The organism is Micromonospora parathelypteridis, from assembly GCF_014201145.1.
Taxonomy (GTDB): domain Bacteria; phylum Actinomycetota; class Actinomycetes; order Mycobacteriales; family Micromonosporaceae; genus Micromonospora; species Micromonospora parathelypteridis.
In genome coordinates, this window is the sequence record NZ_JACHDP010000001.1 from 938,796 (window position 1) to 953,927 (window position 15,132).

At 65.9% G+C, this 15,132-nt stretch carries 12 protein-coding genes; 9 read left to right on the forward strand and 3 right to left on the reverse strand.

The window, feature by feature from the left end:
* Positions 1-764 precede the first annotated feature (764 nt).
* From HNR20_RS03815 to HNR20_RS03825, 3 genes are all read left to right on the forward strand, one after another.
* Positions 765-1,814 (forward strand): GDSL-type esterase/lipase family protein, encoded by a 1,050-nt coding sequence (locus HNR20_RS03815; RefSeq protein ID WP_184176492.1) that lies wholly within the window; start codon positions 765-767, stop codon positions 1,812-1,814.
* A 229-nt stretch (positions 1,815-2,043) separates the two neighbouring features.
* The gene (locus HNR20_RS03820; protein ID WP_229687155.1) at positions 2,044-3,690 is read left to right on the forward strand and encodes a glycoside hydrolase family 30 beta sandwich domain-containing protein; all 1,647 of its coding nucleotides are present in this window, start codon (positions 2,044-2,046) and stop codon (positions 3,688-3,690) included.
* 276 nt (positions 3,691-3,966) lie between these two features.
* Complete coding sequence (locus HNR20_RS03825; RefSeq protein WP_184176494.1) at positions 3,967-4,503, forward strand: GNAT family N-acetyltransferase; 537 nt, start codon at positions 3,967-3,969, stop codon at positions 4,501-4,503.
* 101 nt (positions 4,504-4,604) lie between these two features.
* On the opposite strand, the gene HNR20_RS03830 is transcribed toward HNR20_RS03825, so the two are convergent.
* Entirely contained in the window at positions 4,605-5,519 is a 915-nt protein-coding gene (locus HNR20_RS03830) for a LysR family transcriptional regulator (protein WP_184176496.1), read from the reverse strand.
* A gap of 105 nt (positions 5,520-5,624) precedes the next feature.
* Between HNR20_RS03830 and HNR20_RS03835 the strand changes: the two genes are divergently transcribed.
* From HNR20_RS03835 to HNR20_RS03845, 3 genes are all read left to right on the forward strand, one after another.
* Positions 5,625-6,365 carry a sulfite exporter TauE/SafE family protein gene (locus HNR20_RS03835; protein ID WP_221309690.1) on the forward strand — a complete coding sequence of 247 codons (741 nt, stop codon included), beginning with the start codon at positions 5,625-5,627 and terminating at the stop codon, positions 6,363-6,365.
* A gap of 241 nt (positions 6,366-6,606) precedes the next feature.
* Entirely contained in the window at positions 6,607-7,176 is a 570-nt protein-coding gene (locus tag HNR20_RS03840; protein WP_184176500.1) for a TetR/AcrR family transcriptional regulator, read from the forward strand.
* Between the two features lie 93 nt (positions 7,177-7,269).
* Positions 7,270-10,923, forward strand: a complete 3,654-nt coding sequence (locus tag HNR20_RS03845) for a multifunctional oxoglutarate decarboxylase/oxoglutarate dehydrogenase thiamine pyrophosphate-binding subunit/dihydrolipoyllysine-residue succinyltransferase subunit (protein ID WP_229687157.1) — start codon at positions 7,270-7,272, stop codon at positions 10,921-10,923.
* Positions 10,924-10,962: 39 nt separating this feature from the next.
* On the opposite strand, the gene HNR20_RS03850 is transcribed toward HNR20_RS03845, so the two are convergent.
* The gene (locus tag HNR20_RS03850) at positions 10,963-11,559 is read right to left on the reverse strand and encodes a TetR/AcrR family transcriptional regulator (RefSeq protein ID WP_184176504.1); all 597 of its coding nucleotides are present in this window, start codon (positions 11,557-11,559) and stop codon (positions 10,963-10,965) included.
* A gap of 198 nt (positions 11,560-11,757) precedes the next feature.
* Here HNR20_RS03850 and HNR20_RS03855 point away from each other — a divergent pair, with 198 nt between their 5' ends.
* Entirely contained in the window at positions 11,758-12,951 is a 1,194-nt protein-coding gene (locus HNR20_RS03855; protein ID WP_229687158.1) for an MFS transporter, read from the forward strand.
* A gap of 78 nt (positions 12,952-13,029) precedes the next feature.
* Positions 13,030-13,344 carry an alcohol dehydrogenase catalytic domain-containing protein gene (locus HNR20_RS03860; protein ID WP_184176508.1) on the forward strand — a complete coding sequence of 105 codons (315 nt, stop codon included), beginning with the start codon at positions 13,030-13,032 and terminating at the stop codon, positions 13,342-13,344.
* Here the strand turns inward: HNR20_RS03860 and HNR20_RS03865 are convergent.
* A complete protein-coding gene (locus HNR20_RS03865; protein ID WP_184176510.1) occupies positions 13,301-14,266 on the reverse strand; it encodes a helix-turn-helix transcriptional regulator in 966 nt (321 codons plus the stop codon). The genes HNR20_RS03860 and HNR20_RS03865 overlap by 44 nt on opposite strands.
* 60 nt (positions 14,267-14,326) lie before the next feature.
* Between HNR20_RS03865 and HNR20_RS03870 the strand changes: the two genes are divergently transcribed.
* Positions 14,327-14,728 (forward strand): VOC family protein, encoded by a 402-nt coding sequence (locus HNR20_RS03870; RefSeq protein ID WP_221309691.1) that lies wholly within the window; start codon positions 14,327-14,329, stop codon positions 14,726-14,728.
* Positions 14,729-15,132 lie beyond the last annotated feature (404 nt).

Sequence of the window (15,132 nt, forward strand, 5' to 3'; positions counted from 1 at the left end):
CTTCTCCCGGGTTGGCGGTGGATGTCGGATTGGCCTCGATGCGGTTGGGGGGTTACCGCGACCGGTCGCCGCGGACGGCACGTGCGCGGCTGCGCCGTGTGCGGGTCAGGGTGTGAGCGGTACGCGAGCTGGCGGTGCCGACGGGACCGCGGCGCGCGCAGCTGTCTCGGTCCGTGCCAGGGCTGACCTCGACCGGTGTGGCGCCCATCGCGGCCTCCTTTACAAGCGACGGTGCGGGTGCGGGTGCGGGTGCGACCCGAGGCCGGTTGAGCTGGGGCATTGACCTCGATCTGGCACCCGTAGGGCGACAGGTTACGGAGAAGTTTCGTCGGATTCAAGCCCGTGAATTTCCCTGTCGACCTGGCCTTCTGCCGCGAAACTCCAGGCCAGACCCCGGATGTGCGCCGCCAAATTCTTCGCAACTTTCGACCAGATGCCGCAAGTTGCGGCGATCCCGAGGCCACCGAAGGCCGGTTTCAGGTCTATGAGTATCGACCGGCGCGATTGCGGCCCGCCCCGACTTCACCACTGGTGACGACATTAGATCTCGGTTGACCTGCAAAGATGCTGCGGTCATCCCGACAACCATCGATACCTGAGGCGGGCAAGCGTCGGCGAGGAGCAGAAATTTCGGGTCTAGGAAATTTCGACAAAGTTTCGTAACCTCTGCCACAGACAGCTGGGAACCCCCATGAGGTCCGCGACCGGCACCCCTCGAGGGCAGCATGAGCCGGCCCGCCGCCTCGTCCGACCCGGAGGTACAGATGCGTAGAAGATCGTCCAGACCGCTACTGGCCGTTTTCGCCGCGGTCGTGGTGGCTCTCAGTGCGCCATTCCTCGCTGGTGGCGCGGCCAGCGCCGAGTCCAACGGCGGCGTCCGTGTGATGACGCTCGGTGACTCCATCACCGACGGTCTCACCGTGCCCGGCGGCTACCGAATCGGTCTCTGGCAGAAACTCGTCGCCGGCGGTCACACCGTCGACTTCGTCGGATCCCAGTTCAACGGGCCCAGCAGCCTCGGCGACCACGACCACGAAGGCCACTCCGGCTGGCGCATCGACCAGATCGACGCCAACATCGTCAACTGGCTTCGCACCACCACGCCCCGCACCGTACTGCTGCACATCGGCACCAACGACATGTTCGGCAACGCCGCCAACGCGCCCGCACGACTGTCCACACTGCTCGACCGGATCACCAACACGTCGCCCGGCATCATCGTGTTCGTCGCGACCATCATCCCGTTCCCCGCGGCCGATGCCGCCGTGCGCACGTTCAACGCCGCGATCCCCGGCATCGTGCAAGGAAAGGTCGCCGCGGGCAAACGCGTGTACCTGGTCGACATGTACCGCGCGTTGACCGCCACCGACCTCGCCGACGGCGTGCACCCCAACGCCGGCGGCTACGAGAAGATGTCCACCGTCTGGTTCAACGCGCTGCGCTCCGTCCCGGACAGCCTCACCAACGGCACCCCCTCGCCGAGCCCCACCACCCCGGCTCCGCCGACGACCCCGCCGCCCACGACTCCGCCTCCGGGCGGTAGCTGCACCGCGCAGACCTCACCGGGCACGGTCTGGGGCGACCGATACAACACCGCGGTAACGGTCAACGGCGCCAGCACCTGGACCGTGGTGGTCAGCGTCAACGCACCCCAACGAATCACCACCACCTGGAGCGGCAGCGCCAGCCTGAACAGCAACGGCACCGTGCTCACCATGCGATCCAACGGCAGCGGCAACACGTTCGGCTTCACCACCATGACAAACGGCAACTCCGGAGCCCGACCCCAGATCAACTCCTGCACCGCCGGCTAGGGCCTGTTTCGTAAGGGCGGTCGAGCCGAGGCGGAGTCCAGGCGGCGGTCCGGCAAGGCGCGGTCTCGTCCGGATACCGGTGTCGTATCCGGACGGAACCGCAACGCCGCCGGTCGTCGTCCGGGCCCGCCGCAGGCCGGCCAGTCCTTATGAAACAAGCCCTAGTACTCCGACGCCCTGCCCGTCGACCTCTCAAAGACTGTTGCCGCACGAGCCAGTGGAGTGAGATGTGAAGAAGAACCAGGTTGTAATGGTGGCCGCAGCGACCGCGTTGGCCACCGTGGCGGGAGTCCTGACTGCCCCGCCGCCCCTGCTGGCCGCAACGCCTGACATCACCGTCAATACCGCCTCGTCGTACCAGACGATCGACGGCTTCGGGGCCGCGACGCCGATCTTCAATGGTTCCGGTAGCCCGTGGACGGACAGCGAGACCCAGACACTCGTCGGCATGGGCCAGGGGCAGCTCGGCATGTCGATCGTTCGGACCGTGGTGTCGCCGGTGTCGAGCGAGTGGAGCCTGTACGCGAACAGCCTGAAAATGGCGAAGTCTTACGGCTCCGACGTCAAGATTCTTGCCTCGCCCTGGACGGCCCCCGCAGCATTCAAGACAAACAACAGCAGGATCAACGGCGGCAAGCTCAGGACCGACTACTACGACGACTATGCGGAGCACCTGAACAGCTACGTTCAGTACATGAAGGGCCAGGGCGTCCCGATCGACGTGACCTCGGTCCAGAACGAGCCGGACTGGCACCCGGACTACGATTCCATGGACTGGACCGGCACCGAGTTGCGGAACTTCGTCCGCGACCAGGGCACCAGGATCAGAGACACAAGGCTCATGGTCGGCGAATCCTTGAGATTCAACCGCGCGTACACCGACCCCACGCTGCAGGACGCCACCGCGCGCAACAACGTCGGCTATGTGGGCGGGCACCTGTACGACGCCGAGAACAGTGGCAACCTGTCCTCCTACCCGCTCGCGAACCAGTACGGCAAGAACCAGTGGATGACCGAGTGGAACCTGCACGCGGCCGACGGGAACGGTTCGAACATCTGGGGGAATCCCAGCAACGCGGCTGTCTGGAACGAGACCCTGGACAACATCATGCGGACCGTACACCGGTCGATGGAGGCCAGTTGGAGCGCATACATCTGGTGGTACGGCCGCCGCTTCTACTCCTTCATCGGTGACGGCGACTCGCAGTACGGGACCACGAAGGGCGCGGTCCTCAGACGCGGCCAGGCATTTTCGCAATACTCCAAGTACGTCCGGCCCGGCGACAAGCGGGTCGCCCTCTCGAAGAGCTCGAAAACGTCGTCCCTGGAGGTCACGGCCTACCAGGGTAGGGGCAAGGTCACGCTGGTGATCCTCAACCGTTCGAACAGCGCGGTCGACAGTGCCGTCGTCCAGACGCCACAGAGCATCTCGAACGCCGAATACACCGTCACCTCACAAGGCCTGGGCGCCGCAGCACAGCCGGTGAGTCTCGGCGACGGACAGGCGACCATCAACATCCCGGCGCGGAGCATCTCCACTCTCACCGTCAGCGAAGGTGCCGCCCCGACCGACCCGCCAACCACCCCGCCGGCCGGAGATAGCTGCTCGGCGTCGGTGACGCAGGGCACTGTCTGGGGCGACCGGTACAACACCTCGGTGACGGTCAGCGGAGCCAGCAACTGGACCGCGGTCGTGAGCATCACCTCGCCGCAGCGGGTCTCCACCACCTGGGGCGGCGGCAGCTTCACCTGGGACAGCAGCGGCACGGTGGCGACGGTGCGGTCCAACGGCAGCGGCAACACCTTCGGCTTCACCACCATGATGAACGGCAACTCCGGCGCACGACCACAGATCAGATCCTGTACCGCCTCCTGACCACACCAACCCGTGTCCGATGACCGATGCCGAGCCACCACCACTCGTTCGCAGCAGCCCAAACGATCATCGTCCCACCGCCGATGACGCTCGGCGCGACTCTGAAGCTCGCGCAAGCCTGGCTGCGTTGGGGCCTGATGTGGGAGTTCATGGTGCGGTCTCCGGGGGCACGGGTAGGGCAGCTGGGCGTGGCCGCAGACGTCGATCTGGTCCGAACGTTGTGGCGCCGGAGCTTTGATCGAGTTGGGCCGTTGGACGTCCTGCTAGCGTGCGCGGATGCAAGATCTTGGATCTGTGGCTTGGCCGCCTGAGCCGATCAGGACTGAGAGGCTCGTGCTTCGTGAGACCGAGGCCCGGGACCGTGCGGCGTTCATCGAGCTGCTTGCCTCGCCAGAGGCGCATACCTATCTCGGCGGGCCGCGCCCGCGCGACGTGCTTGAGCGCGAACTGCCCGAGGTGCCCGAGCGGTGGCCGGGAAGTTTCGTCGTCGACCTCGACGGAATAATGATCGGCCAGATCCTGCTCAGGAGACCGGCCAGGCACCGCCCGGCTGCTATGGGGAAGGTTGATCTCGGTTACCTGTTTCTGCCACGGGCGTGGGGACTCGGGTATGCCGTCGAGGCGTGCGCGGCGGCACTCGGTTGGCTCGACAATGTCCTTCCCGGTGAGCCGGTGGTGCTCGCCACCCAGACCGCTAACGTCGGCTCGATGCGCCTCGCGGCGAAGCTGGGCTTCACCGAGGTAGAACGGTTCCATGCCTGGGACGCCGAGCAGTGGCTCGGCATGCGGTCCCCGGTCACGCCGTCCAGTTGAGTTGCAGCGGAACCGCCGGGGGTACCGGCTCGTCCGCCTGTCTCGCCAGCAACTCGGCCAGCGGAGACGCCGACCGGACGCCGTGGTTGCTGGCGCTCATCTCACTGCGGAAGAGAGGCGCCCTCGTCCGACAGCGCGACGCGGCGTAGGTGCTCCGCGAGCGCGCCGGCGGCCCCGGACGCCACCTCGACTTTCGTTCCCCAGGCCAGCAGGTGGCGCCGGCGTGACCAGGGCTCCTGGAGGTCGCACATCGCCAGCGGCTGGTTCGGGTCGACGGCACGACGCGGGACGACGGCCAGCCCCGCACCAGCGGCGACGAGCGCGATGACGGTATTCAGGTTGGCGACGCTGGTGCGGTACCGGGGAACCGGGGCGTGGGCACCCACGTGCTTCTCGATCCAGCGTCGCAGCGACGATCCGGCGTCGAGCCCGACGAGCGGGTGCTCGGCGACCTCGCGATAAGGCATCGCGGTCCGCCCGGCGAGGATGCCGCCGGCCTGCCCGATGACGACGAGTGAGTCGTCGCCAAGGGCTTCTGTGTCCAACCCACAGCCACGCGCCTCGTCGTCGAGGACGATGCCCAGGTCTGCCTCGCCGTCCGCGAGCATCCGCACCGTACGAGGGGTGCGGCATTCGGCGACGGTGACGTCGACGTCGGGGTATTCCCGGAGGAACGAGACCAGGGCCAGCGGGATCAGCCGGTGCATCGCGGAGCCCCCGGCGAGCAGGACGAGTGGTGTGGCCGGAGGACGCCGGTAGCTCGCGACGGCACCGTCGAGCCGCGCAGTCTGGGTGAGGACGTCGCGGGCGTGACGGGCGAGCGTTGTCCCTGCGGGGGTGGGGCGTACCCCCCGCCGGCCCCGGATCAGCAGCGCCACTCCCGCGCTCTGTTCGAGCGCACGCACCCGGGCACTCGCCGAGGGGAGACTCAGGTGCATCCGGCCGGCGCCCGAGGTGATCGAGCCCTCGGCGACGACGTGCAGGAAAAGGCGTAGGTCGTCCAGGTCGTAACGCACCCCGCCGAGCCTATGGCACAGCCTGAGGCTGCCTACGCCGATAGCGCATTGTGCGGCGTCACTGGCGCGGTGATGCTCGGCCTTATGCCGGACATAATGCTCGTGATGTTCGCCGGCCTCGCCGCTGGGGCGCTGAACGCCATCGGCGGCGGGGGGACGTTCGTGGCACTTCCCGCCATGGTCGCCGTCGGCGTACCGCCGGTCACCGCGAACGCCTCGACGACCGTCGCCCTCGTACCGGGGGCCGTGGTGAGCGCCTGGGTCTACCGAAAAGAGCTCGCTCCGGTCGGGAAAACCTCCCTGGCCGCGCTCACCTCGGCCAGTGTGCTCGGCGGCGGGCTCGGGGCCGGGCTGCTACTGGCGCTTCCGGCCGCGACGTTCGACGCAGCGGTGCCGTGGCTGCTCGCGTTCGGCACGCTGGTCCTCGCCCTCGGACGCCGGCTCGCTCGTGCCCTGAGCACCGCGCTGGGCCGGCCACTCGACCTGGGTGCCCGTGCGGTCCTGCTCGGGCAGTTCCTGCTAGCGATCTACGGCGGATACTTCGGCGGTGCCGTAGGCATCCTCATGCTGGCCCTGTGGGGAATCGGCCTAGGTCTCGACGCCGCGACCAGCAATCCGGCCCGAATCACCCAGGTCACTGCCGTCTACCTCACCGCGACCGCCCTCTTCCTCGTCGCGTCGGACGTCCTGAACGACCCGCTCCCCCTTGCCACGATGCTGGCCGGCGCGGTGGCCGGGGGCTTCGTCGGCGCCCATGTCGCGCGCCGCCTCCCCGCCCGGCTGCTGCGCGGCATCATCCTGGCGTCCGCCGGCACCATGACGACCCTCTACTTCCTGCGCGGTTGACCCAGCGCAGCTCGACCGCCCGACGCACCTCCACCGTCCGACCCTCGGCCCGGCCCTTCGGTAATGATTGTGCTGAGCCAGGGCGCGACACGGACTTGACGCCGGCCCAATGGCGGCCCCGGTCCCGACGCCGCCTCCTGCGCAACGCGCGCCGCGACCATCGGCCGAAAAATTCTGCGCCACCGGGCGTCGATGAGACCGTAGTTGACCCGCAGGTACAGAACGGTCTACAGTTGGCCGCATGGGACGACCCATGCAGTTCGATGCGGACGCCGCGGTCGAGACGGCGATGGGGCTCTTTTGGCGCAATGGGTACGCGGCTACAACGCCACAAGCGTTGACTTCCGAGCTCGGAATTGGCAAAGGAAGCCTCTACAACACCTTCGAGAGCAAACACAACCTGTTCCTCCTGTCGCTTGCGAGGTACAGCGCATGGCGAATGAAATTCCTCTCGGAGAACTTCTCAAGCGCCGCGCCGGTTCGCCTCCAGTTGCGAGAGGCGGTGGAGGTTCTTACGGGATACGGCGACCACGATCGAGGCTGTCTTCTTGTCAACGCCTCAGCCGAGTTGGGAAGCGCCGATCGAGCGGTGACGGACGTCACCGATGGTCTGTTCGTCGGGATTGAGGATGCCTTCCGTCAGGCAATCCAACGTGGACAGCGCGACGGAGAATTGAACACGGTGCGCGACGCCGCCACGGAGGCGGGCGCGCTACTGACAACGGTAATCGGCACGAGCCTGCTAGTGAAGGCTCGGACGGATCAGAGCCGCGTGCTCCGGATCATCGACGCGACGATCGAGGACCTCTAGCGAGCCCGCGAGCCCTCTGCCCGATCCACACACGGAACTCTAATCTCCGTGCGGAGATGCCGCGCGGAAAAAATGGGGAAGAAGCGACCTATCGTGTCGGTAAGCACGACCGGGGCGGCAGGCAAGCCGTCCAGTGAATACAGCGTCAACGACTGGCTTGTCGACGAGATGTACGAGAAGTTCCTGCTTGATCGCGACTCGGTGGATCGGTCTTGGTGGCCGACCCTCGAGAGCTACGAGCCGGTGGTGACAACGAACCAAGAACACGACCCTTCGCTGGCAGCCGCAGACGGCCGATCGTCTCGGACGGCGTCCACACCGATCAGATCAGAGCCGTTTCCCACGGACCCGCCCGAGACGCGACGTGCGTCCGCCCAAGCGACCGACGAAGTGCGGGATGCCGCGACCCCGTTAAGGGGAACGGCGAAGAGCTTGGCGCTCAACATGGACGCCAGCCTGTCCGTGCCGACCGCAACAGGCGTCCGGACGGTCCCGGCCAAATTGATGGTCGACAACCGCACGGTCATCAACGACCATCTCCGCAGGAGGCACGGGGGCAAAGTCTCCATCACCCATCTGGTCGCGTGGGCGGTGGTGCGGTCACTCAAGGAACTCCCGAGCCAGAACGTGTACTACCAGGAGATCGACGGACGGCCCTCGGCCCTCACGCCCTCTCACGTCAGCCTCGGCATCGCCATTGACATCTCGAAAGCGGGCGGGGACCGATCCCTCGTCGTCCCCGCCATCAGGCAGGCCGACGCCATGAGCTTTGACGAGTTTGTCGCGGCCTATGAGGAACTGGTTTCCAGGGCTCGTGCGAACCAGCTCACCGCGGGCGATTTCGAGAGGGTCACGATCTCGTTGACCAACCCGGGCGGAGTAGGAACGAAGCACTCCGTCCCCCGGCTGATGCGCGGCCAGGGTTCGATCATCGGCGTCGGGGCGCTGGATCTCCCGGCCGAGTTTCGAGGAGCGTCGCCGAAGACGCTGGCCGCACTGGGTGTTGGAAAGACCCTGACCCTCACAAGCACCTACGATCACCGCGTCATCCAGGGGGCCGGATCCGGCGAGTTCCTCAAGCTGATCGACGAGCACCTGACCGGCGGTCACGGGTTCTACGATGCAATCTTCACTGCGCTCCGCATCCCGTATGAGCCGATCCGCTGGGCTGCTGACCTCGGGACCGAGGTCAAGGGCGGCGTGGACAAAGCAACCAGGGTGCAGGACCTCATCAACTCGTTTCGGGTCAGCGGCCATCTCATGGCGGACGTCGATCCGCTCGATTATCGCCAGCGGTCTCATCCGGACCTGGAGCTGGCCAGCCACGGCCTGAGCCTCTGGGATCTCGATCGTGAGTTTGCGACGACTGGAATCGGTGGAGGGACATCGGCGCCGCTACGCGAGATCCTCGGAGTGCTCCACGAGTCGTACTGCCGCACGACAGGCATCGAATACATGCACATCGCCGATCCGGCGCAACGGCACTGGTTCCAGGCCCATGTGGAACGGCCATACGCCAAGCCGTCGAAGTCCGAACAGCTTCGTGTTCTCGGCAAGCTCACCGAGGCTGAGGTTTTCGAGACGTTCCTGCAGAAGAAGTACGTAGGGCAGACGCGCTTCAGTCTGGAGGGCGCTGAATCACTTATTCCACTCCTGGACACGCTCATGAGGCAGTCGCTACGCGCCGGCCTGGAGGAGGTGGCGATCGGCATGGCGCACCGCGGCAGGCTCAACGTGCTCACCAACATCGCCGGGATGACTTACGGGCAACTCTTCCGCGAGTTCGAGGGAATGAACAGCGGAGACGAAGGCTCCGGCGACGTCAAGTACCACCTCGGGAACGAAGGTACCTACCGCAGCGTCGAAGGCGAACAGATCCCGGTGTCCCTCGCGGCGAACCCCTCACATCTCGAAGCCGTCGACGGCGTGCTGGAGGGAATCGTGCGCGGCAAGCTGGATCGTGGAGCCCACTTCGGCATTCTCCCCGTCCTGATTCACGGCGACGCCGCATTCGCGGGTCAGGGCGTCGTGGTGGAGACACTGCAGATGTCGCAGCTGCCCGCGTACCACACAGGCGGCACGGTCCGGATCAACATCAACAATCAGGTCGGGTTCACGACGCTCCCCGAAGCAGGCCGAAGCTCGACATACTCCACGGACGTGGCGAAGACGGTGCAGGCGCCCGTCTTCCACGTGAATGGCGAGGATCCGGAGGCGGTCGTGCGAGTCGCAGAACTGGCCTTCGCTTATCGCCAAAGATTCCACCGAGACGTCGTGATCGACCTGATCTGCTACCGCAGGCGCGGCCACAACGAAGCCGATGAGCCGTCGATGACCCAGCCCCAGATGTACGACCTCGTCGAGGCCAAACACTCGGTGCGTGAGCTCTACGCCGAGGCGCTGCGCCGGCGCGGCGACATCAGCGCGGATGAGTGCCAGGCGTCCGACCGTGACTTCCAGGCTCGGCTGGAACGCGCTTTCGCGGAGACCAAGGCGGCCGAGACCGGCACGATCACCGTGCCTCCGGAGGGCGCCGCAAGCGTCGCAGAACTCGAGCGGATGATGGCACGTGAGCACGAGGCGGTGACCGAGCCCGAGACGACCGGGGTCTCGACCGCGACAATCGAGCTGATCGGCGACGCGTCCGTGAACAAGCCCGACGGGTTCACGGTCCATCCGAAGCTGCAGGCGCTGCTCGAGAAGCGCCGTGAGATGAGTCGTTCGGGTGCGGTCGACTGGGCCTTCGCCGAGGTTCTCGCGCTTGGCTCCTTGCTGGCCGAGGGTACTCCGGTGCGAATGGCTGGGCAGGATACGCGGCGCGGCACCTTCGCTCAGCGTCACGCGGTCCTTCACGACCGTGCCACCGGCGACGAATGGTCGCCGCTGGCGAATCTCACGCAGGACCAGGCGAGGTTCTGGGTATACGACTCTCTCCTCAGCGAGTACGCGGCGCTCGCGTTCGAGTACGGGTACTCGGCCGAGCGTGCGGAGGCCCTTGTCCTGTGGGAGGCGCAGTTCGGAGACTTCGTGAACGGTGCGCAGATCGTGATTGACGAGTTCGTCTCAAGCGCCGAGCAGAAGTGGGGTCAGCGTTCAGGCGTCGTGCTCCTCCTCCCCCACGGCTATGAAGGCCAGGGGCCGGATCACTCATCCGCGCGAATCGAGCGCTTCCTACAGCTCTGCGCGGAGGAGAACATGACGGTCGCTCAACCGTCGAGTCCCGCGTCGTATTTCCACCTCTTGCGCCGGCATGCTCATACGCGACCTCGCCAGCCGCTGGTTGTGATGACGCCGAAGTCGATGCTGCGGATGCGCGCCGCCACGAGCAGCCTGGACGAGTTCACGAGCGGCCGTTTCGAGCCGGTCCTCGACGATGGGCGTTCGACAGATACCAGCGCGGTGCGACGGGCGGTCCTCGTCTCGGGCAAGCTCTACTACGATCTCTTGGCACGACTCGCGATACGGCCCGATCCCAGCATCGCCATCCTGCGCATCGAGCAGCTGTACCCGCTCCCCGTCGATGAACTCAACCGGCGCCTTCAGGCCTACCCGAATGCTGAGATCGTCTGGGCGCAGGAAGAGCCCAAGAACCAGGGCGCATGGACCTTCCTGCTCTCCGAACTCGCGCCAAGCCTGCCCCGACCGCTCCGGCTGGTTTCTCGGACCGCTTCGGCCGCTCCCGCGACCGGCTCGGCCAAGCGACACGCACGCGAGCAAGAGGATCTCGTCGATCGCGTCCTGTCATGAAGTCGGCTCAGGCGGACGGAAACGGGAACATGCGGCCGGCTACCGCGTGCCGACGCGACGGGTAGGAGATGGATCGCTCGTCAGCAGTATCTCTGCCCCGCGTCGAGCCTCACCCGCTGGACTGGCGGCGTGCTGGACCGCTGCCGTCGCCACAGACCCCTCGACCAACAGATAGATGACGCTCGCGACGTCAACTGTGTAGCCGGCCTCGGTGACGATGCCAGTGACGAGCTTGCGGAACGCTCGCTGATGGTGACGGACCTCCGCCGCTATAGCGGGGTTGGTCGGACCGAGCTCACCGTATGCGTTCATCCAGGGGCACCCGCGGAAGTCGGGTTCACGGAACCACTCGTCGAGGTAGTCGAAGATCGCCAGCACCCGTGGCTGCGGTGGCTGGGCACCCGCAACGTAGTCCTCGATGGCGGCCATCATGCGGTCGTGGCGCCGTCGGAGGAACGCGACGACGAGGTCGTCTTTGCTGGGGAACAGCTGATATATGCGCCTGAGTGGCAGCTCGGCAGCAGACCGGAGCTCGTTCATGTTCACCGCTTGGATGCCGCGCGAGTAGAAGACCCGCTCGGCAGCGTCGAGTAGTTGCCCACGCATGACCTCTTGGGCCGCGGTCGCTGCTGGCACCGTACCCCTCCCTTGCCGATGAGAATGACCATTCTCTAGACTACAGGCCAGCGGCGAGAATGGTCATTCTCATGGTGCCAGCCGCAAGCTCGTCCGCCCAAGGCGCTCGAGCCACCATCGATCGGCAGGAACCGCAGCATGAGCTCTCAGGTCCACCCCGCCCCGACAAGTTCGGGCCTCAGCACGAGCCGCCTTCGCGTGCTCACCTTCATCCTTGCCACCGCTTCCGGCCTGTCCGTGGCCAACATCTTCTACTCGCAACCGCTCCTCGGTCTGATCGCGCAGGCCTTTCACACCACCGAGAGCTCGGCCGCGGCCGTGGTGACGGTGACCCAGCTCGGCTACGCGGCCGGGATCATCGTGCTGATGCCCCTCGGGGATCTGATCGAGAACCGCGCCCTGGCGTCGCGGGTCCTGATCGTGACGGCGATCGCGGCGGGACTGGCCGCGATCGCCCCGAACCTGCCGATCTTCCTCGTCTTTTCGGTGCTGCTTGGTTTCACGGCTGTCGTCGCGCAGATCGTGGTCCCGTTCGCGGCGCACCTGGCACCCGAGGCCCAGCGCGGCCGGTTCGTCGGACAGGTCATGAGCGGCCTGCTGCTGGGAATCATGCTGGCTCGCACCGTCTCCAGCCTGCTCGCCGACCTCTGGGGCTGGCGCTCCGTCTACGTCGTCTCGGCAGTGCTGATGCTGATCCTGGCGGTGGTGCTGGCGACAACACTGCCCAAGCGCAAGCCGGACCACACCGATGGCTACCGCAGCCTGATGGCCTCGATCGTGAATCTGATCCGGACCGAGCCGGCATTACGTCGGCGCGCAGCGCTGCAGGCTCTGATGTTCGCGACGTTCTCCGCGTTCTGGACGCCGATCGCCTACGAGTTGATCAAGGAGCACCACCTTTCCCAGACCCAGATCGCGATCTTCGCCCTGGTGGGCGCTGCGGGCGCCGGGGCCGCGCCCATCGCCGGGCGCCTCGGCGACCGCGGCCTCGGCCGACCGGCCACGGGCGCGGTCTTCGCACTCGCCACGGTCTCGATGGCGATCGCCGGGCTCGGCGCGCACAACCTCGTCATCCTGGCGATCGCCGGTGTCCTGCTCGACCTCGCGGTCCAGGGCAACCTGGTTCTCAGCCAACAGGAGATCTATCAGCTCAGACCCGACGCTCGATCCCGGATCAACACGGTCTTCATCGGCAGCGTCTTCTTGGGCGGCGCAATCGGATCGGCGTTGTCAGGGTTGTTGTTTGGCCACACAGGATGGTCTGGCGCCACCGCACTGGGAGTTGTTCTGTCGATCACCGGGTTCGGTCTGTGGTGTGGTTCGGAACTGCTACGCCGCAGAGCTACCAGTTCCAATGGGACACGCTCGACGCCGCTCTCGACCAGGTCGTGACCTGGAGCCACGCCCCCGCGCCGCTGCACGCCACAGGATTGCCTGCGAGAGCCCCTACAACCAGCCAGAGTCGCCAACATGCCTGACGATACGACGCTGGCCTACCGCATCCCATCGATCCACAGTTCCGCGCAATGGTCGCGGATACCCGTGCCGAAGCCCAGCTTCGGCGAGGTCCTGATCCAGATGGCGGCGGCCGGGCTGCGTCGTACCGATCTAGGGATCATGGACCATGGCGTGCAGTTCGTGCCGCACAAGGACCGCCCCTACACGCTCGGGCACGAGAACGTGGGTTACGTGGTCGCGCTCGGCCCAGCGGTCACGGGACGTGGTCGTGGGCGTTTGCCGGTCAGGACGTTGGTGACGGCGCATAGTGGCGAGCAAGGTCGGTAGCGAGGGCGCGGAGGTGAGCCCTGACTTCGGTGGGTCCGTGCACCGTGATGGCGTTCCCGAACGGCAGCAATGCTCGCACGTCCTCCAGGTGCAGGAAGCGAATTGTCACCTGATGGCCGGTGACGGATTCTTCATGGTCGTCCCGGACGAGTCGTAGGCCAAAGATCCGTTGCGCTCGCTCGATCTGGGTCTGGTCGATGGTGGCGTCGACCTCGATCGCGTGGTTGTGCGCCCACTGGTCAATGAGCGCTGCAGCGACGGTGGCCAGGGTCTGGTTCTCGCGGATCCGTCGTGGCTGGTCGACTTCTTTCCACATCGTGATCCGTTCGAGTCGGTACATCCGTGGCACTCGGGCACAGTCGGCGACGAGATACCAGATGCTGGCCTTGGCGAACAGCCCGTAGGGATCCACGATTAGCTCGCGTGGGCATGACTCGCGTGGGCTGTCGTACTCGATTCGTAGCCGGAGACCTCGCCGCACTGAGCCGATCAGCGAAGCCGGAGTCGTACCGGACGCTGGTGTCTGGAGCCAGGGACGGCTGTCCACGTGCACTACGTCGGGGAGCGGCAGGAGATCATGAACTCGACTTGACTGGGTAGCGGCGATCTTGGCGAGCACGCGCCGACTTTCGACCGATGCGTCGAGCTCCGCACGTTGCTTTTCATCCAGCCCGATGAGCGAGAGATGATCACGCTCGTCAGGCGTGAGTCGCGTGAGGTCGAGCCCGGACCCGGGCAGCATGGTCACCCCGCCGAGGCGGCCCCGGTGTGCGGTCACCGGCAGACCGGCGTCGCGGAGCCAGTTCAGGTCCCGGTTGATGGTTCGAAGGGAAACCCCGAGCGCCGACGCAAGTTCCTGGGTGGTCGCGCCATCCCTCGACTCGAGAAGCAGCATCAGGGCGAAGAACCGGTCCGGGGTCACACACCAAGTTTCTCAAGAAATTGCGACACGATGCGGCGCATATTCCGGCCAGGCTGGTGGATGCGTACCTACGACCAGCGAGAAGGAACAACCATGACCACCTCCGTCGTGTCCATCGTCTACGTCAACGACGCTCCCGCCGCAGCTCGTTTCTACGGCGACCTCCTCGGCATGAGCCCTTCGCTCGAGACTTCGGGATACATCACCTTCGACCTCGGGCCAGGCGCTGACCTCGCTCTGTGGTCCGGTCAGTTCGAGGACCTGTCGCCCGACGTACCGCGTACCAGTGAGGTTTGCCTGGCCATCGAGGGTGGACGACCCGACGAGATCACCTCGATCTTCAAGCAGTGGCAGTCCAAGGGCGTCACGATCCTGCAAGAGCCGCACGACGCGGGGTTCGGCCTGACCTTCCTCGCAGCCGACCCTGACGGGAACCGTATCCGGGTCGCACCGAAAGACTGAAGGTGCACAATGCGGCAGGCGCGCATGTCAGGTGTCACGCCTGCCGCTGCCTGCCTACGAGAACCGTCTCATCATTCGTCCCCCACGTCATCGTGGGTACGAAAGAGGACGTGTATTGCGGAGATCTGCGACAACGAATCAACCCCGGGCTCATCGCCCACTAGCACTGCAAATGCGGTAGGCGAACCGAGTTCGACTCTTGTTCGTAGATCCGCGCGTGGCGGACGTTGATGTTGATCGGTGGCATGGGGAGTTGGACCGCATCGAGCCACGCAACGTCAGCGCGAAGTGTCGATGACCGAGCCGGTGATGGCTTCAGCGGGTGAAGTGGATCGCCTCGAACGTCTGATCCAGCAGGTCGCTCAATGCGTGCGACCCGTTCCCGACGGTGGCAATCGACACGT